This window comes from Klebsiella sp. RC2, assembly GCF_014192815.1.
GTDB lineage: Bacteria > Pseudomonadota > Gammaproteobacteria > Enterobacterales > Enterobacteriaceae > Klebsiella > Klebsiella variicola.
Map to the genome: position 1 here is coordinate 1 of NZ_JACHYL010000007.1, position 19084 is coordinate 19084.

19 protein-coding genes are annotated in these 19084 nt (G+C 61.9%); 16 read left to right on the plus strand and 3 right to left on the minus strand.

Annotated elements, in window-relative coordinates:
- Positions 1-443: 443 nt before the first annotated feature.
- Positions 444-1565 carry a cupin domain-containing protein gene (locus FHW76_RS20105; protein ID WP_012542999.1) on the plus strand — a complete coding sequence of 374 codons (1122 nt, stop codon included), beginning with the start codon at positions 444-446 and terminating at the stop codon, positions 1563-1565.
- 63 nt (positions 1566-1628) lie between these two features.
- Here FHW76_RS20105 and FHW76_RS20110 read toward each other — a convergent pair whose 3' ends face one another.
- The gene (locus FHW76_RS20110; protein ID WP_049163086.1) at positions 1629-3062 is read right to left on the minus strand and encodes a Cu(+)/Ag(+) sensor histidine kinase; all 1434 of its coding nucleotides are present in this window, start codon (positions 3060-3062) and stop codon (positions 1629-1631) included.
- Positions 3052-3735 (minus strand): copper response regulator transcription factor CusR, encoded by a 684-nt coding sequence (gene cusR, locus FHW76_RS20115; RefSeq protein ID WP_008807068.1) that lies wholly within the window; start codon positions 3733-3735, stop codon positions 3052-3054. The genes FHW76_RS20110 and cusR overlap by 11 nt, the downstream gene beginning before the upstream one ends.
- Positions 3736-3907: 172 nt before the next feature.
- On the opposite strand from cusR, the gene FHW76_RS20120 reads away from it, so the two are divergent.
- The 5 genes from FHW76_RS20120 (at position 3908) to FHW76_RS20140 (ending at position 10543) form a co-directional block, all read left to right on the plus strand.
- Positions 3908-5293: an efflux transporter outer membrane subunit gene (locus tag FHW76_RS20120; RefSeq protein ID WP_046882490.1), complete on the plus strand. Its 1386-nt coding sequence runs from the start codon at positions 3908-3910 to the stop codon at positions 5291-5293.
- A gap of 17 nt (positions 5294-5310) precedes the next feature.
- Positions 5311-5655, plus strand: a complete 345-nt coding sequence (cusF, locus tag FHW76_RS20125) for a cation efflux system protein CusF (RefSeq protein WP_032731860.1) — start codon at positions 5311-5313, stop codon at positions 5653-5655.
- 44 nt (positions 5656-5699) lie between these two features.
- Positions 5700-6962 carry an efflux RND transporter periplasmic adaptor subunit gene (locus FHW76_RS20130; protein ID WP_072123534.1) on the plus strand — a complete coding sequence of 421 codons (1263 nt, stop codon included), beginning with the start codon at positions 5700-5702 and terminating at the stop codon, positions 6960-6962.
- A gap of 11 nt (positions 6963-6973) precedes the next feature.
- Positions 6974-10123: a CusA/CzcA family heavy metal efflux RND transporter gene (locus tag FHW76_RS20135; protein ID WP_183476921.1), complete on the plus strand. Its 3150-nt coding sequence runs from the start codon at positions 6974-6976 to the stop codon at positions 10121-10123.
- Positions 10124-10195: 72 nt separating this feature from the next.
- The gene (locus FHW76_RS20140) at positions 10196-10543 is read left to right on the plus strand and encodes a DUF1294 domain-containing protein (RefSeq protein WP_032731857.1); all 348 of its coding nucleotides are present in this window, start codon (positions 10196-10198) and stop codon (positions 10541-10543) included.
- A 9-nt stretch (positions 10544-10552) separates the two neighbouring features.
- On the opposite strand, the gene FHW76_RS20145 is transcribed toward FHW76_RS20140, so the two are convergent.
- On the minus strand, positions 10553-11086 hold the full coding sequence (locus FHW76_RS20145) for a lipocalin family protein (RefSeq protein WP_009309842.1): 534 nt from the start codon (positions 11084-11086) through the stop codon (positions 10553-10555).
- A gap of 116 nt (positions 11087-11202) precedes the next feature.
- Here FHW76_RS20145 and FHW76_RS20150 point away from each other — a divergent pair, with 116 nt between their 5' ends.
- The 10 genes from FHW76_RS20150 (at position 11203) to FHW76_RS20195 (ending at position 19015) form a co-directional block, all read left to right on the plus strand.
- Entirely contained in the window at positions 11203-11931 is a 729-nt protein-coding gene (locus FHW76_RS20150) for a MerR family transcriptional regulator (RefSeq protein WP_008807075.1), read from the plus strand.
- Positions 11932-12160: 229 nt separating this feature from the next.
- Positions 12161-12595, plus strand: a complete 435-nt coding sequence (locus FHW76_RS20155) for a nuclear transport factor 2 family protein (RefSeq protein WP_008807076.1) — start codon at positions 12161-12163, stop codon at positions 12593-12595.
- The gene (locus FHW76_RS20160) at positions 12592-13311 is read left to right on the plus strand and encodes an SDR family NAD(P)-dependent oxidoreductase (protein ID WP_016160204.1); all 720 of its coding nucleotides are present in this window, start codon (positions 12592-12594) and stop codon (positions 13309-13311) included. The genes FHW76_RS20155 and FHW76_RS20160 overlap by 4 nt, the downstream gene beginning before the upstream one ends.
- Positions 13308-14567 (plus strand): NAD(P)/FAD-dependent oxidoreductase, encoded by a 1260-nt coding sequence (locus tag FHW76_RS20165; RefSeq protein ID WP_117269339.1) that lies wholly within the window; start codon positions 13308-13310, stop codon positions 14565-14567. Before FHW76_RS20160 ends, FHW76_RS20165 begins: the two co-directional genes overlap by 4 nt.
- 1 nt (position 14568) lies before the next feature.
- A complete protein-coding gene (locus FHW76_RS20170; protein ID WP_063106441.1) occupies positions 14569-15291 on the plus strand; it encodes a DUF1365 domain-containing protein in 723 nt (240 codons plus the stop codon).
- A complete protein-coding gene (locus tag FHW76_RS20175; RefSeq protein WP_183476923.1) occupies positions 15288-16508 on the plus strand; it encodes a cyclopropane-fatty-acyl-phospholipid synthase family protein in 1221 nt (406 codons plus the stop codon). The genes FHW76_RS20170 and FHW76_RS20175 overlap by 4 nt, the downstream gene beginning before the upstream one ends.
- A complete protein-coding gene (locus FHW76_RS20180) occupies positions 16505-16990 on the plus strand; it encodes a DUF2878 domain-containing protein (RefSeq protein ID WP_048964948.1) in 486 nt (161 codons plus the stop codon). The genes FHW76_RS20175 and FHW76_RS20180 overlap by 4 nt, the downstream gene beginning before the upstream one ends.
- Positions 16987-17511, plus strand: coding sequence for a hypothetical protein (locus FHW76_RS20185; RefSeq protein WP_044613121.1), 525 nt, complete (start codon positions 16987-16989; stop codon positions 17509-17511). Before FHW76_RS20180 ends, FHW76_RS20185 begins: the two co-directional genes overlap by 4 nt.
- On the plus strand, positions 17508-18059 hold the full coding sequence (locus FHW76_RS20190; protein ID WP_012969055.1) for a DUF3833 domain-containing protein: 552 nt from the start codon (positions 17508-17510) through the stop codon (positions 18057-18059). The genes FHW76_RS20185 and FHW76_RS20190 overlap by 4 nt, the downstream gene beginning before the upstream one ends.
- Entirely contained in the window at positions 18056-19015 is a 960-nt protein-coding gene (locus tag FHW76_RS20195) for a DUF523 and DUF1722 domain-containing protein (protein WP_023296980.1), read from the plus strand. The genes FHW76_RS20190 and FHW76_RS20195 overlap by 4 nt, the downstream gene beginning before the upstream one ends.
- Positions 19016-19084: the final 69 nt, after the last annotated feature.

Here is a 19084-nt window from a genome sequence, read left to right on the forward strand (position 1 = left end):
GACGCGCTTTAGCGCTCTGTCGCGAGGTGGCGTATATTACGCTTTCCTCTTTCAGAGTCAACCCTGAATTTCAGGATTTTTCTCTTCAACCGAACTGGCTGTTTGTGTGAAGTGATTCACATCTGCCGTGTCAGTGGGAGCGCATTATAGGGAGTTCGCCGGAAGTAGCAAGCGTTAAAATAGAAAAATCTTATCGACCGCTCATTATTTGAACTTTTCGCTTATTCATCTTCTTACCATTCAAGGCGCCATCCCAGTGTTCATGCGGCCTGCAGCGCCGTTTACGCTAAGATCGTTTTTTGGCAAAAATGTGATTTTTCTCTCTTACCCAACGCCATTATCGCGCCGATGGTGAATTAAGCACCACTCTTGACCCACGACAAAGCGCCCACCTGGCCCCCGTTTCTATAATCAGGCCCGTTTCTTCTTACTGGTAATAATCGATGGCTTATCAACTCAACATTAACTGGCCCGAGTTTTTAGAGAAGTACTGGCAAAAACAGCCGGTGGTATTAAAAAACGCGTTTCCGGACTTCGTCGACCCGATTACCCCGGACGAGCTGGCCGGATTAGCCATGGAGCCGGAAGTCGACAGCCGACTGGTCAGCCTGACCAACGGCAAATGGCAGGCCAGCAATGGTCCTTTTGAACATTTTGACGGGCTGGGCGAAACCGGCTGGTCGCTGCTGGCCCAGGCGGTAAACCACTGGCATATGCCCGCCGCCGAGCTGGTGCGCCCGTTCCGCGTACTGCCGGACTGGCGCCTGGACGACCTGATGATCTCCTTCTCCGTCCCCGGCGGCGGCGTCGGCCCGCATATCGATCAGTATGACGTCTTTATTATTCAGGGCATGGGCAGCCGCCGCTGGCGCGTGGGCGATAAGCTGCCGATGCGTCAGTTCTGCCCGCATCCGGCACTGCTGCACGTCGATCCGTTCCCGCCGATCATTGATGAAGATCTGCAGCCGGGCGATATCCTCTATATTCCACCAGGATTCCCGCACGATGGCGTGACCCACGAAACCGCGCTGAACTACTCCGTCGGCTTCCGCGGGCCAAACGGTCGCGACCTGATCAGCAGCTTCGCCGACTATGTGCTGGAGAACGATCTTGGCGGCGAACACTACAGCGATCCGGACCTCACCTGCCGCGAGCATCCGGGCCGGGTGGAGGAGTATGAACTCGAACGTCTGCGCACCATGATGATCGACATGATTCGCCAGCCGGAAGACTTCAAGCAGTGGTTCGGCAGTTTCGTGACCACCCCGCGTCACGAGCTGGATATTGCGCCGGCGGAACCACCGTATGAAGAAGAGGAAGTGGTCGATGCGCTGCTGGGTGGCGAAAAGCTTTCTCGTCTGAGCGGCCTGCGCGTTCTGCATATCGGCGACAGCTTCTTCGTGCATAGCGAACAGCTGGACACCACCGATGCCGAAGCGCTGGATGCGCTGTGCCGCTATACCTCATTAGGTCAGGAGGAGCTCGGCAGCGGCCTGCAGAATCCGGCGTTCGTGAGCGAACTGACGCGGCTGATTAATCAGGGCTACTGGTACTTCGAAGAGTAAGAGAGCGGCAATACTGCGGGCGGCCGCCTGGCGCTGCCCGCTGACTTTCAGCCGTTATTGCGTCTATTTCGGCAGCACCACAATAAACCGCGTAGAGCGCAGATCGGACTGCACCGCTACGCTGCCGTGGTGGGCGCTGACGATGGATTTCACAATCGCCAGGCCGATACCGCTGCCCTCGCCTTTGCGCTGACGCGAGGGGTCGACGCGATAGAAACGGTCAAACAGCCGCGGAAGATGCTCGACGGCAATCGGCGTACCGGGATTCTCCACCACCAGACGGATCGTCTCGGCGCTTTCGCTCAACTGGATGGTCACCGCCTGGCCGGCCGGCGTGTAGCGGATCGCATTCGACAGCAGGTTGCTGATCGCTCGCCGCAGCATCAGCGGATCGCCCGTCACCCGGCAGTGGCTGCCGACAAAGCGCAGCGCCACCGCCTTCTCTTCCGCCCACGCTTCAAAGAACTCAAACACCTTATGCACTTCATCAGCCAGATCCAGCGCCTGTTGCTCAGGGATCAGCTGGTTATTATCCGCCTGGGCGAGGAACAGCATATCGCTGACCATCCGTGACATCCGCGAGAACTCTTCAAGATTGGAATAGAGCACCTCTTCCAGCTCCTGCTGGCTGCGGCTCTGGCTTAAAGCGATTTCGGTTTGCGTCACCAGGTTGGTAATCGGCGTGCGGATTTCATGGGCGATATCGGCGGAGAAGTTGGACTGGCGGGTAAAGACATCCTCTATGCGCTCCAGCATATGGTTAAACGACAGCGCCAGCCGCTCCAGCTCGATAGGCACGGCCTGCGGGTCAAGGCGCACGTCGAGATCCCGCGAGGTAATATTCTGGATCTGGCGACTGATCTGGCGGATGGGCTTATGCCCCTGATAGACCACAAACAGCACGATGGCGATGATCAGCAAACTGATTATCGTCGCCGCGGAAATCAGCTTCGCTTTCAGCTCATTAATATAGTGCAGGTGAAAATCGATGGATAAGGCCATCAGCAGGTGGTACGCCGGTTTGCCGTCCGCCTGCTTGCCCAGCGGTAGCATGATCAGCCGCCAGGCGCGGGTCTCCATTGGATGATTATCATGAACCATCTTTCGCGGCTGCGGGTCAGTCCATGAAATCACATTCCCGTCGCGCAGCTGCATCGCCAGCCCCGGCGTACTCAGCATATGGCTGAGATCCGGCCCGTCGGGCGACTGAAACAGAATATTGCCCTGGCCGTCGTCCAGACAGATAAAGACGTTGGCGTAACCCGCAATGATATTCCTCACGATCTCCAGTCGCCGCGCCTGCGGGTAGTCGGCGTGGTTGAGCACCGTCTCCAGGGTGGTGCTGAGCTGCCTGAGATCGTGCACGTCGCGCTCTTCAAAGTGGGCCTTCACCGAATGGATCATGATCCAGGTGAAAGCAAAGAAGGCAATGATGGTGGCGAGGCTAATAAAGAAGGTCAGCCGGGTTGCCAGGGAAAAGGGGCGCTTAGCGGCCATCCGGCACCTCAAGCATATAGCCGACGCCGCGCACGGTCTGGATAAGCTTCGGCTCGAAGTCGTTATCAATTTTGGCGCGCAGCCGCTTCACCGCCACGTCAATGGCGTTAGTGTCGCTGTCGAAATTCATATCCCAGACCTGCGAGGCAATCAGCGAACGCGGCAGCACCTCGCCCTGATGGCGCAGGAAGAACTCCAGCAGAGTGAATTCCTTACTGGTCAGGGTGATACGCGTCGCGCCGCGCGTCACCTTGCGGCTGACCAAATCGACGCTGAGATCCGCCGCCTGAAACTGGCTTTCGACGATGACCGCCGCTCCACGGCGCAGCAGGGTCCGCACTCGCGCCAGCAGCTCCGCAAAAGCAAATGGCTTCACCAGATAGTCGTCGGCGCCCAGCTCCAGGCCCTTCACCCGATGCTCGATAGTGCCAAGCGCGGTGAGCAGCAGGATCGGCATGCCTTTATTGGCGGCGCGCAGCATGCGCACGATATCCCAGCCGTTCACATCCGGCAGCATGATGTCGAGGATCAGCAGATCGTAATCGCTGGTCATTGCCAGGTGATAGCCGTTAAGGCCGTTATCGGCCAGGTCGACGACGAAGCCGGCCTCGGTGAGCCCTTTGGTCAGGTACTCTCCGGTTTTCTTCTCATCTTCGACAATCAAAATCTTCACGGCAGGCTCCTTCACGCGCGTTCTGTGCGGGTATTCAATTTTAGAGGAGCGCCTCCGGATAGCAATGAAATATCAGGAAAATGACAGCTTTGTCATTTTCCTGTCACGCGTTGAACAGAGCCCGCTACGTAAAGTAGCTGCCATGGATAAATCGTCGAAAGCGTCTGCCGCCATGCGTTCTATACAGCTACTTACCCTCAGCGTGATATTTGCCTTAACCGGCTGTCTGTCGCTCGCTCCGGACTACCAGCGCCCCGCCGCGCCGGTGCCGCAGCAGTTCTCTCTCAGCCAGAACAAGCTGGTTACTGCGACAGCGGGCTATCAGGAGACCGGCTGGCGCACCTTTTTCGTCGACCCGCAGGTGAAAAGCCTGATTAGCACCGCGCTGATAAATAACCGCGATCTGCGGATGGCGACGCTGAAAGTGCAGGAAGCCCGCGCCCAGTACCGGGTTACCGACGCCGACCGCTACCCGCAATTGAACGGTGACGGCAGCACCACCTATGGCGGCAAGCTTAAAGGCGACACCACCACCAGCAGCGATTATGCCGCCGGCCTGAATCTCAGCTATGACCTCGACTTCTTTGGCCGGTTGAAAAACCTCAGCGAGGCCGACCGGCAGAACTTCTTCGCCAGCGAAGAGGCGCGGCGTGCGGTGCATATCCTGTTGATTGCTAACGTTTCACAAAGCTACTTCAACCAGCGGCTGGCGGCAGCGCAGTTGCAGGTGGCCAACGACACCTTACAGAACTATCAGCAGTCTTACGCCTTCGTTGAAAAACAGCTGCTGACCGGAAGCACCACCGTGCTGGCGCTGGAGCAGGCGCGCGGGATGATCGAAAGCACCCGCGCCGATATCGCCAAACGTCAGGGCCAGCTGGCGCAGGCCAATAACGCCCTGCAACTGCTGCTCGGCAGCTACCAGCATCTGCCGGACGATAGCGCCAGCAGCGCGGTGGACCTGAAAGGCGTAACCCTGCCGCCATCGCTCTCCTCAGCGATCCTGTTGCAGCGGCCGGATATTTTAGAGGCCGAACACAGCCTGTTGGCGGCCAACGCCAATATCGGCGCCGCGCGGGCGGCCTTCTTCCCGGCGATCACCCTGACCAGCTCGCTCTCCGGCAGCAGCAGCGAGCTCTCCAGCCTGTTTAACGCCGGCAGCGCGATGTGGAACTTCATCCCCAAAATCGAACTGCCGATTTTCAACGCCGGGCGTAATCAGGCCAACCTCGATCTGGCGGAGATCCGCCAGCAGCAGCAGGTGGTCAACTATGAACAAAAAATACAGTCCGCCTTTAAAGAGGTGGCCGACGCGCTGGCCCTGCGCCAAAGCCTGGCCGATCAGATTGCCGCCCAGGAGCGCTATCTCGCTTCACTAAATATCACCCTGCAGCGCGCTACTGCGCTCTATCGTCACGGCGCGGTCAGCTACATCGAAGTCCTGAGCGCCCAGCGCGACATTTTTACCACCCGACAAACCCTGCTGGAACTCAACTATTCCCGTCAGGCAAATGAAATCACCCTGTTCACCGCCCTCGGCGGCGGCTGGATGGAATAACCCAAGGAGTCCCGATCATGAATTCACTCTCTAAAGTCGCCCTGTTCACTCTGATTTCTGGCGCGGTGTTCGCCGTCCAGGCCGCCGACCCGCACGCCGGCATGGCGATGCATGAACAGCCCGCCGCCGCGCAGGCGCAAAGCATCAGCGGCAAAGGCGTCATTAAAGCTATTGATATGGATAGCAAAAAAATCACCATCGCCCACGAGGCCATCCCGGCGGTGAACTGGCCGCCGATGACCATGCGCTTCACCATCACCCCGCAGACGCAGCTCAACAATGTGAAGGATGGCGACAGCGTGGACTTCACCTTCGTTCAGCAGGGCAACCTGTCGCTGCTGCAGGATATTCGCGCCAACTAATGGCCCGGCGACGGTAAGCCCCTCAACGACTAAATGGACGACACATGGCATCCCTGACACTGAAAAATACGGCGCTGATCCTCGGCAGCATGGTGATTGGCGGCGCGCTTACCGCGGCGCTGTATACCCGACTGACGCCGACCCACTCTGCCGCTCCGGCGGCCGAGCAGCAGCGTAAAGTGCTGTTCTGGTACGATCCGATGTACCCGAACACCCGCTTCGATAAACCGGGTAAATCGCCGTTTATGGATATGGATCTGGTGCCGAAATACGCCGATGAGGAGCATGCCGCCGCTGGTGCGTCGGGGGTGCGTATCGACCCGACGCAGACCCAGAATCTCGGCGTAAAAACCGCCGCGGTCACCCGCGGGCCGCTGCGCTACGCTCAGACCTTCCCGGCCAACATTAGCTATAACGAGTACCAGTATGTGATTATGCAGGCGCGGGCGGCGGGCTTTATCAATAAAGTCTATCCGTTGACCGTCGGCGACAAGGTGAAACAAGGCACGCCGCTCCTCGAGCTGACCATCCCTGACTGGGTGGAAGCGCAGAGCGAATATCTGTTGTTGCAGGAGACCGGGGGCACCGCCACCCAGGTCGAGGGGATCCTCGAGCGCCTGCGCCTCGCCGGAATGCCGGATGACGATATCCGCCGCCTGAAAACCACGCGTAAAATCCAGACCCGCTTTACCCTCAAAGCGCCGATCGATGGCGTGATTACCGCCTTCGATCTGCGTGCCGGAATGAATATCGCCAAAGATAATGTGGTGGCGAAAATTCAGGGCATGGACCCGGTGTGGGTCAGCGTGGCGGTGCCGGAATCCATCGCCTGGCTAATTAAAGACGCCTCGCAGTTCAGAATTCAGGTTCCCGCCTGGCCGGGGAAAACCTTCAGCATCAACAAATGGACCCTTCTCCCCAGCGTCGATAGCGCCACCCGCACCCTGCAGCTGCGCCTGCAGGTCAACAACCCGGATGAAGCGCTGAAGCCGGGGATGAACGCCTATCTGCAACTGACCAGTGAAAGCGAACCGATGCTGCTGATCCCCTCCAAAGCGCTGATCGACAGCGGCGACGAGCAGCGAGTGATTACCGTGGATAATGAGGGCCGCTTCGTGCCGAAACTCGTGCAGGTATTCCATGAATCCGCTGGCGTTACGGCCATTCGCAGCGGGCTGCAGGAGGGTGAGAAAGTCGTCGCCAGCGGCCTGTTCCTGATCGACTCGGAAGCCAATATCGCCGGTGCGCTGGAGCGCATGCGTGCGCAGGCTCCCGGTAACGCGGCCCCTGCCGCTCACGCGCACTGAGGAACGGAACCATGATTGAATGGATTATCCGCCGCTCGGTGGCCAACCGCTTTCTGGTGATGATGGGCGCGCTGTTTCTCAGCATCTGGGGGACCTGGACTATCGTCCACACCCCGGTGGACGCCCTGCCGGATCTCTCTGATGTACAGGTGATCGTCAAAACCAGCTACCCGGGACAGGCGCCGCAGATCGTCGAAAACCAGGTCACCTGGCCGCTGACCACCACCATGCTGTCGGTACCCGGCGCCAAAACAGTTCGCGGCTTCTCGCAGTTCGGCGACTCCTACGTGTACGTGATTTTTGAAGACGGCACCGATCCTTACTGGGCGCGCTCGCGGGTGCTGGAGTATCTCAACCAGGTGCAGGGCAAACTGCCCGCCGGGGTCAGCGCCGAAATGGGCCCGGACGCCACCGGCGTCGGCTGGGTCTTCGAGTACGCGCTGGTCGACCGCAGCGGCAAGCACGACCTCGCCGAACTACGCTCCCTGCAGGACTGGTTCTTAAAATATGAGCTGAAAACCATCCCTAACGTCTCGGAAGTGGCGTCAGTGGGCGGCGTGGTCAAGGAGTACCAGATTGTCGTCGACCCGATGAAGCTGACCCAGTACGGCATCAGCCTCGACGAGGTGAAATCGGCGCTGGACGTCTCTAACCAGGAGGCGGGCGGCTCTTCCGTCGAACTGGCGGAAGCCGAATATATGGTGCGCGCCAGCGGCTACCTGCAGACGCTCGACGATTTCAAAAATATCGTACTGAAAACCGGTGACAACGGCGTGCCGGTCTATCTCGGCGACGTCGCGCGGGTGCAGATCGGCCCGGAGATGCGCCGCGGTATCGCCGAGCTTAACGGCGAAGGCGAAGTGGCCGGCGGCGTGGTGATCCTGCGCTCCGGCAAGAACGCCCGCGAAGTGATCTCGGCGGTCAAAGCGAAGCTGGCGTCGCTGCAAAGCAGCCTGCCGGAAGGGGTTGAAGTGGTCACCACCTACGACCGCAGCCAGCTTATCGACCGCGCCATCGACAACCTCAGCCATAAGCTGCTGGAAGAGTTTATCGTCGTCGCGCTGGTCTGTGCCCTGTTCCTGTGGCACGTACGCTCGGCGCTGGTGGCGATTATTTCGCTGCCGCTCGGCCTGTGCTTCGCCTTTATCATGATGCATTTCCAGGGGCTTAACGCCAACATCATGTCGCTGGGCGGAATCGCCATTGCGGTAGGGGCGATGGTCGATGCCGCCATCGTGATGATTGAGAACGCCCACAAGCGGCTGGAGGAGTGGGAACATCAGCACCCGGGAGAGAAGCTCAGCAACGACATCCGCTGGAAAATCATTACCGAGGCGTCGGTGGAGGTCGGCCCGGCGCTGTTTATCAGCCTGCTGATCATTACCCTGTCGTTTATCCCGATTTTCACCCTCGAAGGCCAGGAGGGCAAACTGTTCGGCCCGCTGGCCTTCACCAAAACCTGGTCGATGGCCGGGGCGGCGCTGCTGGCGATCGTGGTGATCCCGATCCTGATGGGCTTCTGGATCCGCGGCAAGATCCCAGCGGAGAACAGCAACCCGCTGAACCGCTTTTTGATCCGCATTTATCACCCGCTGCTGCTGAAGGTGCTGCACTGGCCGAAGACCACCCTGTTGATTGCGCTCCTGTCGATCCTGACGGTTATCTGGCCGCTTAACCGGGTCGGCGGCGAGTTTCTGCCGCAGATTAACGAAGGCGATCTGCTGTATATGCCGTCAACGCTGCCGGGGATCTCCGCTGCGCAGGCGGCGGATATGCTGCAGAAAACCGATAAGCTGATCATGACGGTGCCGGAAGTGGCCCGGGTGTTCGGCAAAACCGGCAAGGCCGAAACCGCTACCGACTCGGCGCCGCTGGAGATGGTAGAGACCACCATTCAGCTTAAGCCGCAGGATCAGTGGCGACCGGGGATGACCATGGAAAAGATCGTCGAGGAGCTGGACAAGACCGTGCGCCTGCCGGGGCTGGCGAACCTGTGGGTGCCGCCGATCCGCAACCGCATCGACATGCTCTCCACCGGCATCAAGAGCCCGATTGGCATTAAAGTTTCCGGCACTAATCTGGCCGATATCGACGCCATCGCCGAACAAATTGAAGGGGTGGCGCGCACCGTGCCGGGAGTCACGTCGGCATTAGCCGAGCGGCTGGTCGGCGGGCGCTACCTCAATATTGATATTCAGCGTGAGAAGGCGGCCCGCTACGGGATGACCGTCGGCGACGTGCAGCTGTTCGTCTCGTCCGCCATCGGCGGCGCGATGGTTGGCGAAACGGTAGAGGGCGTCGAGCGCTACCCGATCAACATCCGCTACCCGCAGAGCTATCGCGACAGCCCGGAGACCCTCCGCCAGCTGCCGATCCTCACGCCGCTGAAGCAGCAGATCGTCCTCGGCGACGTGGCTGAGGTGAAGGTGGTCACCGGACCATCCATGCTGAAGACCGAGAACGCCCGCCCGACCAGTTGGATCTACATCGACGCCCGCGACCGCGACATGGTGTCGGTAGTGCACGATCTGCAGCAGGCCATCGGCAAGGAGGTGAAGCTGAAGCCGGGCATCAGTGTGTCCTACTCCGGGCAGTTTGAGCTGCTGGAGCGCGCCAATCAGAAGCTGAAGCTGATGGTGCCGATGACGCTGATGATTATCTTCGTGCTGCTGTATCTGGCGTTCCGCCGCGTCGGCGAGGCGCTGCTGATTATCACCAGCGTGCCGTTCGCCCTCGTCGGCGGGATCTGGTTTCTCTACTGGATGGGGTTCCATTTATCGGTAGCCACCGGGACCGGCTTTATCGCCCTGGCCGGGGTGGCGGCGGAGTTTGGCGTGGTGATGCTGATGTACCTGCGCCACGCCATCGAGGCGGAACCGTCGCTGAAGAATCCGCAGACTTTCAGCGTCGATAAGCTCGACGAGGCGCTGTACCAGGGCGCGGTGCTGCGCGTGCGACCGAAGGCGATGACCGTGGCGGTGATTATCGCCGGCCTGCTGCCGATTTTATGGGGCACCGGCGCCGGGTCGGAAGTGATGAGTCGCATCGCCGCGCCGATGATTGGCGGGATGATCACCGCCCCGCTGCTGTCGCTGTTTATCATTCCGGCGGCATATAAGCTGATGTGGCTGTCCCGGCATCGGGGCAAGCGTAGCGAATAACCCGCCGCGTTTACGCCGGTCCGGGAAATTGGCTATAGTGGCGCCATTCTTCTGGCCGGCGTGAACGTCCCTATGAATCTGAACCTGGTGTGTTATTCCCTGCTGCTGCTCACCGCCGTGGGCAGCGCCCTGCTGCCCTACCCGCTGGCGATGTGGTTTTTACTGAGCAGCCTTCTGACATGGCTTATCTATGGCGCCGACAAGCTGGCGGCGCGTAAAGCCTGGCGACGGGTGCCGGAAACCACGCTGCTGGTGCTGGGCCTGGCGGGAGGCTGGCCGGGGGCCATCCTCGCCCAGCAGTGCTTTCGTCATAAAACGCAAAAGCAGCCCTTCCGGCGGTGGTTTTTCGTCAGCGTGGCGCTGAACGTGGCGGCGCTGACCGGGCTGTACGTGGTTTATACCCACCTGCTCAGCCGCTAAGCGGCGAGGTTAGCGCGGCGTCTGGCGGATCCACACCAGGCGATCGACGTCAAAGCCCAGCTCGCGCGCGGTATTCAGGTAATCCTGCTTCACCGCCGCCGGAATGGTGGGAGTGCGCGACAAGATCCACAGATAGTCGCGGTTGGGGCCGCTGACCAGCGCGTACTGGTAGTCGTCGTCCAGACGGATCACGTTATAGCCGCCGTAGAATGGCCCGAAGAACGACACCTTCAGCGCCGCGGTGGTGGGGGCGCCGGTGAAGTAGGCTTTTCCGTCGCTCTCATTCCAGCGTTTTTTGACCGGGTCATAACCGCGATTGACGACGCTGATCCCCCCGTCGCTGCGGGTGCCGTAGGTGGCGGTCACCTGCTCCAGGCCTCGCTCGAAGCGATTTTCCAGGCGGGCGACCTCATACCATTTTCCGAGGTAACGGCTGGCGTCAAACCCGCTAATCGGCTGAACGCCCTTCGGCGGCGTGGGCGATTTGCAGGCCACCAGGGTTAACGCGATAGCAACGCCAGTGACAACAGGCCATAGCTTCATGAGAACTCCTTTCATTTACGCGGTAGGGGAAAGTGTAGTGCAAAGCCACTACACTTCACGCCAGCCGACGTGATTCGTAGTATATTGAGAATATTCTTTGTTAACAGGTGGCCTCCATGCCTTACTCCATCGGCGAATTTGCCCGACTATGCGGGATAAATGCGACCACGCTTCGCGCCTGGCAGCGCCGCTATGGCCTGCTCAAGCCGCTGCGCACCGATGGTGGTCACCGTCAGTACAGCGATGACGACGTCCAGCAGGCGCTGAAGATCCTCGACTGGGTGAAAAAAGGGGTACCAGTCAGCCAGGTGAAGCCCCTGTTGTCGCGCCCCGGCGCACGGCGCACCAACAACTGGCTGACGTTGCAGGAGACCATGCTGCAGCGGCTGAAAGAGGGAAAAATCGAGTCCCTGCGCCAGCTGATCTACGACGCCGGGCGCGAATATCCGCGCCAGGAGCTGGTCACCGAGGTGCTGCGTCCGCTGCGCAGCCAGGTCTCCGCCAACGTGCCGGCCATCATGACGCTGCGCGAAATTCTCGACGGCATCATCATCGCCTATACCTCGTTTTGCCTCGAAGGCGACAAGAAGGCGCCCGGGGACAACTTTCTGATCACCGGCTGGCACTTGACCGACGCCTGCGAAATCTGGCTTGAGGCGCTCAAACGTACCGGCCAGGGCCATCGCATCGACGTTCTGCCGGTGCCTCCCGCCGCCCTGGCGCCGGAGATTTTCCCCCAGCGCAACTGGCTGCTGGTTACCAGCGGCAAACTTTCCGCCGCCCGCCAGAGGCAGGTGGAACTCTGGCAGCAGCAGGTCGTCTCCCTCGAGGTGATTCCGCTCTAACCCTCTGTTTTAACTTACCCCACTCTCTGTTCCGCCAGCGCCCGGTGGCGCGGCGGGCGCACGCTTGCCCTTCGCACCACTTACGATCCCCCCCCTTAAAACACCAATCATAACAACATGATTTTTAACACAAATAAAATATATTTTTCTACAAACTTGGACAAATAATTTTATTTGTGTAAGTTTTAAGTATGCCATTACGCTACCGTATCTAGCCAGGATGTGATCCATGAGCACCTCGCCGTCTGTGATTCGTCGTTTCGTTGAGTACTACGCCGGGCTGGATGCGCAGCCGCCCGCGGCGCTGGCCGCGCTGTACCATCCGGATGCGACGCTGAGCGATCCTTTTGGTCAGCATCAGGGGCTGTTCGCCATTCAGCGCTACTTTACCCATCTGCTGGCCAACGTGGAGCAGTGCCGGTTCACCATCGACACGCCGCTCTGCGACGGCCAACGGTTCGCCGTGACCTGGACCATGCACTGGTCGCATCCGCGCATTGCCGGTGGAGAAACCCTGGCCCTGCCGGGTTGCTCGGTGGTGGACATCGCCGGGGAGCAGATCCTCCATCAGCGCGACTACTACGACGCCGGGGAGATGATCTACGAGCATCTTCCCCTGCTGGGCTGGGCGGTACGCGGCGTGAAGCGGAGGGTGCGCTCATGATGACGGTGCTCATCACCGGCGCCAGCTCCGGGATCGGCGCCGGTCTGGCGAAATCCTTCGCGGCGGATGGCCATCTGGTTATCGCCTGCGGGCGCGATGCTTCGCGCCTGGCAACGCTCCAGCAGTTCAGCCCCAACATCAGTGTGCGCCTGTTCGATATGACAGACAGGGACGCCTGTCGCCAGGCGCTGACAGGCTGTTTTGCCGACCTGATCATTCTCTGCGCCGGGACCTGCGAATACCTCGACCACGGGCAGGTGGATGCCGCCCTCGTGGAGCGAGTGATGGCCACCAACTTTCTCGGGCCGGTGAACTGCCTGGCGGCGCTGCAGACGCAGCTGGAGGCAGGCGATCGGGTGGTGCTGGTCAGCTCGATGGCGCACTGGCTACCCTTCCCGCGCGCGGAAGCCTATGGCGCCTCCAAGGCGGCGCTGACCTGGTTTGCCAACAGCCTGCGTCTGGACTGGGAGCCGAAAGGGGTCGCCGTCACGGTGGTCTCTCCGGGCTTCGTCGACACCCCGCTGACGCGCAAAAACGACTTCGCCATGCCCGGCCGGGTGAGCGTGGATCGGGCGGTGACGGCGATCCGCCATGGCCTGGCGAAAGGCCAAAACCACATTGCCTTCCCCACCGGTTTCAGCCTGGCCCTGCGGCTGCTGGCCAGCCTGCCATCGGGTATCCAGCGCCTGCTGTTGCGCAGGATGGTGCGCTCATGAACATCGCCATCATCGGTAGCGGCATCGCCGGGCTGACCTGCGCCTGGCGGCTGGCCGGACACCATCAGGTGACGCTGTTCGAAGCGGGCGCCACGCCGGGCGGCCACACCGCCACCGTGGATGTCGCCACGCCGCAGGGCACCTGGGCCATCGATACCGGATTTATCGTCTACAACGATCGCACCTATCCGCGCTTTATGGGCCTGCTCAGCGAGCTGGGGATCGACGGGCAAAAAACGCAGATGAGCTTCTCGGTTCACAACCCGACCAGCGGCCTGGAGTACAACGGTCACAGCCTGACCTCGCTTTTCGCCCAGCGGCGCAATCTGCTGAAGCCGGCCTTCTGGGGGCTGCTGAGCGAGATCGTCCGCTTTAACCGGCTGGCGAAACTGGCGCTGACCGAGGCGCTGGATCCGGGGGCGACGCTGGAGAGCTTCCTCGCCCGCCACCGCTTCAGCCCCTTCTTCGCCCGCCACTATATTCTGCCGATGGGGGCGGCCATCTGGTCGTCGTCGCTGCAGGAGATGCGTCGCTTCCCGCTGCCGCTGTTTTTACGCTTCTTTGAACACCACGGCCTGCTGGATATTCGCGATCGCCCGCAGTGGTACGTGGTGCCCGGCGGTTCCCGGGAGTACGTTCGCGCCCTGCTCGCCAGGCTCGGCGATCGTCTGGATCTGCGGCTCAACGCGCCGATACAGCAGGTGGACCGTCACCCGACGGGGGTCACCCTGCGGCTGGCGTCCGGGGAGGCGCATTTTGACCAGGTGATCTTCGCCTGCCACTCCGCGCAGGCCCTGGCGATGCTGGCGGCGCCCACCGATTCCGAACGCGAAGTCCTCGGGGACATCGGCTGGCAGCGCAACGAGGTGGTGCTGCACAGCGATCCGCGCTGGCTGCCGGAGCGCCAGCGCGCCTGGGCCAGCTGGAACTATCGCCTGAGCGACGGGGATCGGGCCCGGGCCTGCGTCACCTACAACATGAATATTCTCCAGGGGCTGCCCGCGGACGCGCCGCTGTTCTGCGTCACCCTGAACCCGGACGCGCCGGTGGACGATCGCTACGTCTGGCAGCGCTTCGTCTATGAGCATCCGCTGTTTAACCCGCAAAGCTGGTCGGCCCAGCTGCGGCGCGAAGAGATTAACGGCCAGCAGCGGAGCTGGTACTGCGGGGCCTACTGGTACAACGGCTTTCATGAGGACGCGGTGCGCAGCGCGCTCGACGTGGTGCAGGGCATCGCCGCGGCGGAGGGCAACTGAGATGAACAGCTGCCTCTATCAGGGCGTCCTGCGCCACCGTCGCCTGCAGCCGAAGGCGCACCACTTCGTCTACCGCCTGTTTATGGCCTGGCTCGACCTCGACGAACTGGACAGGCTGTCTGAGGCGGGTATCCGCCGCAACCGCCTGGCCGCCGCCGCCTGGTACGACGCCGATTATCCGCTGGGCGCGCCGCTGAAGGCCCAGGTGCTGAACCGGCTGGAGAGCCTGACCGGCTGCCGTCCGGCGGGACGCGTGATGCTCCTGACCCAGCTGCGCTACTTCGGCTTCCATTTTAATCCGGTCAACTTTTACTACTGCTATGACGAGGCCGACACCCTGCGCTGGGTGCTGGCCGAAGTGCGAAACACGCCGTGGAATGAGCGTCATTACTACGCGGTGGACGGCCAGCAGGCGCGCCCGCTGGAGAAAGCCTTTCACGTTTCGCCCTTTAACCCAATGGACATGGTCTATCACTGGCGCTTCAACGCGCCCGGCAAAACGCTGCACATGCATATTGAAAACCATCAGGCCAGCAAGGTGTTCGACGCCACGCTGGCCCTGAGCCGCGTGCCGTTGACCCGCGCCAACTTGCGCGGGCTGCTGCTGCGTCTGCCGCTGATGACCCTGAAAACCGTCCTCGCCATCTACTGGCAGGCGCTGCGGCTGTGGCTGAAGCGCGTGCCGCTGTACAACCATCCTGTCAGCAGGAGTGAACGCTCATGACCGATCCCGTCTTTGCGCTTGAACCCGATGTGCCGCGCAACGTGCGGCTCGCGCGCTGGCTGCTCTTTCGTCTGTTGAGCGGCCTCCGCGAAGGCTCGCTCACCGTGCGCGAAGGGGCGCAGACGTTTCATTTTGGCGACCCCGCTGCCGCGCTGCGCGCCGAGGCGCGGGTCTGCACGCCGGAGGTGTACTGGCGTCTGCTGACCGGCGGCAGCCTGGCGGCGGCCGAGGCCTGGATGGACGGCGACTGGGAGAGCCACCAGCTGACGGCGCTGCTGCAGATCCTCGCGCGCAACGGCGAGGTGCAGGGGCGTCTGGAGCGCGGCTTTCGTCTGCTGGGCAAGCCCGTCGCCCGCCTGCACCACTGGACCCGCCGCAACACCCGCGCTCAGGCGCGGGAGAACATCGCCGCCCATTACGACCTCGGCAACGAATTTTATGCCCACTTTCTGGATGACGACCTGCTCTACTCCAGCGCGTTGTTTACCGATGACCAGCAGGATCTGACCCAGGCCCAGCGGGCCAAGATGGCGCGCCTGTGCGACCAGCTGGCGCTCACTCCCGGCGATCATTTGCTGGAGATTGGCACCGGTTGGGGGGCGCTGGCCGAGTACGCCGCCCGCCATTACGGCTGCCGGGTCACCACCACCACCCTTTCCCGGGAGCAGCACCGCTGGGCTACCGAGCGCATGGCCCGCGCCGGGCTGCAGGATCGCGTCGAGGTGCTGCTCTGCGACTACCGCGATCTGCGCGGCGAGTACGACAAACTGGTGTCGGTGGAGATGATTGAGGCGGTGGGCCAGCGCTACCTCCCGGCCTTCTTCCGCACCTGCCAGGCGCGCCTGCGCCCGGGCGGCAGAATGGCCCTGCAGGCGATCACCATCCAGGATCAGCGCTATCGCGACTACAGCAAAAGCGTCGATTTTATCCAGCGCTACATCTTCCCCGGCGGCTTTTTGCCCAGCATCACGGCAATGAGCGAGCTGATGACCCGCCATACCGATTTTGTGGTGCGCAACCTGTTCGACATGGGCCCGGACTACGCCCGCACCCTGGCCCACTGGCGGCAGCGTTTTACTCACGCCTGGCAGGATATTGAGAAGCTCGGCTTTGATGAGCGCTTCCGCCGGATGTGGCTCTACTACTTCGGCTACTGCGAAGCCGGATTTAACGCCCGCACCATCAGCGTGGTGCAGCTCACCGCGGAGCGGGTATGACACGCCCGGCGCAGCACCTGCTGATGGCCCTCGCGTTCGATGTTTACTGGACGCTGGTGGTGATGTTGCGCGAGCGCGGCCTGCTGATCTGGCTGACGCTGGCGATCTTCGCCTGGCTGCGGTTGCCGGCGGCCAGTCGTCCGCCCGCCCTGCTGTTGGCCACGGCGGGCTGCGGCCTGGATGCCTGCTGGGCGCTGGCGGGGCTGATCGATTTTCGCGGCGATAGCCTGCTGCCCCTGTGGATGGTGGCCCTGTGGCTGATGTTCGCCGTCGTCTGGACCCGACTGACCCGCACCGCGACGCTTCCCGGCTGGGTGCTGGCCACGGTGGCGACCCTCGGCGGCCCGGTGGCCTACCTGATCGGCGCTCGCCTTGGAGCCATGACCCTGCTGGTGCCGATGGCGCTTGCCGTGGCCGCCATGGCCTGCGGCTGGCTGGTGCTCATGCTGTTATTCCATCTGGGGATGGGGAGGCGAAAATGAGATTCGCCCTGTTACTGCTGTGGCTGACCACCCTCGCTCCGGCGGCCCACGCCGCCGACTGGCTGACGTGGCGCCGCGTCGGCGAGGCGACCCTCACCTGGGGGCCGTTCACCGTCTATCACTCGCAGCTGCGCACACCCAATGGCCGGTATGACGGCCCGCAGCAGGATCGGGCGCTGATCATCACCTACCAGCGCGATATCGATCGCGAGGCGCTGGTGGAGGCCACCCGCGATCAGTGGCAGGCGCAGGGTATTCTGCAGCAGGAGCCGCGCAGCGAAGCCTGGCTGCGCATGCTGCAGGGGATCTGGCCGGACGTCGCGCCGGGCAGCCAGCTGGCGTTCGTGGTCAGCGGCGGCGAGGGGCAGTTCTGGTACCGCGCCAGCGCCGCGCAGACCGCCTTTACCCCGCTCGGCCCGCGCCAGTCGGCGGCGTTCAGCACCCGCTTTCTCGCCATCTGGCTCGATCCGCGCACCACTTATCCCGAACTGCGTCAGCAGTTGATCGGAGGTACACCATGAAACGCATTCTGACCCTTGGCCTGGCGCTGCTGATGCTGATCCTCGCTGGCTGCAGCACCGAGGTCACGGAGTACCGGCAGCAGCAGCCCGCCCTCGACATCTTTCACTATTTTCAGGGGCGAACCGAGGCGTGGGGGATGGTGCAGGATCGCAACGGCAAGCAGCTGCGCCGCTTCCATGTTGAGATCGATGGCGACGTCGTCGGCGACACCCTGACGCTCCATGAGCGCTTTGTCTATGACGATGGCGAGAAGCAGCAGCGGGTGTGGCGCATTCGCCGCACCGGCGATAACCGTTATCAGGGCACCGCCGGGGATATCGAAGGGGTGGCCAGCGGCCAGGCGGCAGGCAATGCCTTTCACTGGCGCTACAGCATGAACGTCGAGGCCAGCGGCAGCCGGTGGCTGCTGCACTTTGACGACTGGATGTTCCTGCAGGACGGCAGCCATTTATTTAACAAAACCGAGATGAAGAAATTCGGCATTACGGTCGCCACCGTGACCCTTTTCTTTACCCGAACCACAGCAGAAGAGAGGACAGCGCCATGAACACGCAACCTGTCATTGGGATCAGCGGATGTTTAACCGGCTCAGCCGTGCGATTCGACGGCGGGCATAAGCGTATGGGCTTTGTGATGGATGAGCTCGCGCAGTGGGTGGCGTTTAAACCCGTCTGCCCGGAGATGGCGATCGGCCTGCCCGTTCCCCGCCCGGCGCTCCGCCTGGTGCAGACTCCAGTCGGGGAGATCCGCATGCGCTTCAGCCACGCCCCGCACGAGGATGTGACGGAGAAGATGGCTGACTTCGCCAGCGCCCATCTGGCAACCCTGGGCGAGCTGTCGGGCTTTATCGTCTGCGCCAAATCGCCGAGCTGCGGGATGGAGCGCGTGCGGCTGTATGACGAAAAAGGCAATCGCGGGCGTAAGGAAGGCGTGGGGTTGTTTACCGGCGCCCTGATGGCGCGCTACCCGTGGCTGCCGGTGGAAGAGGATGGCCGGCTGCACGATCCGCTGCTGCGGGAGAATTTTGTCGAGCGCGTTTTCGCCCTGCATGAACTCAACGCCCTGCGCGCCCGCGGCCTGAGCCGTCACGGCCTGTTGGCCTTTCACAGCCGCTACAAGCTGCAGCTGCTGGCTCACCACCAGGCGGGCTACCGGGAGATCGGCCCGTTCGTCGCCTCGCTGCATGAATGGGAGGATTTGGAGGCTTTCTTCGAGGTCTACCGCGAAAAGCTGATGGCGATCCTCAAGCAGCCCGCCTCGCGGAAAAACCACACTAACGTGCTGATGCATATTCAGGGTTATTTCCGCGACCAGCTCAACAGCCGCCAGCGCGGCGAGCTGCGGGAAGTGATCCTCAACTATCGCGCCGGGCTGCTGCCGATCCTCGCCCCGCTGACGCTGCTTAAGCACTATCTGGCCGAGTATCCGGATCGCTACCTCCAGGCGCAGAACTATTTTGACCCCTACCCGCAGGATCTGGCCCTGCGCCTGACGGTGAACTGAGGGGAACCTGGGCCAGCTGCCCGGCGGCGCTGCGCTTGCCGGGCCTGGGGGGGTATCCCGCAGGCCTCC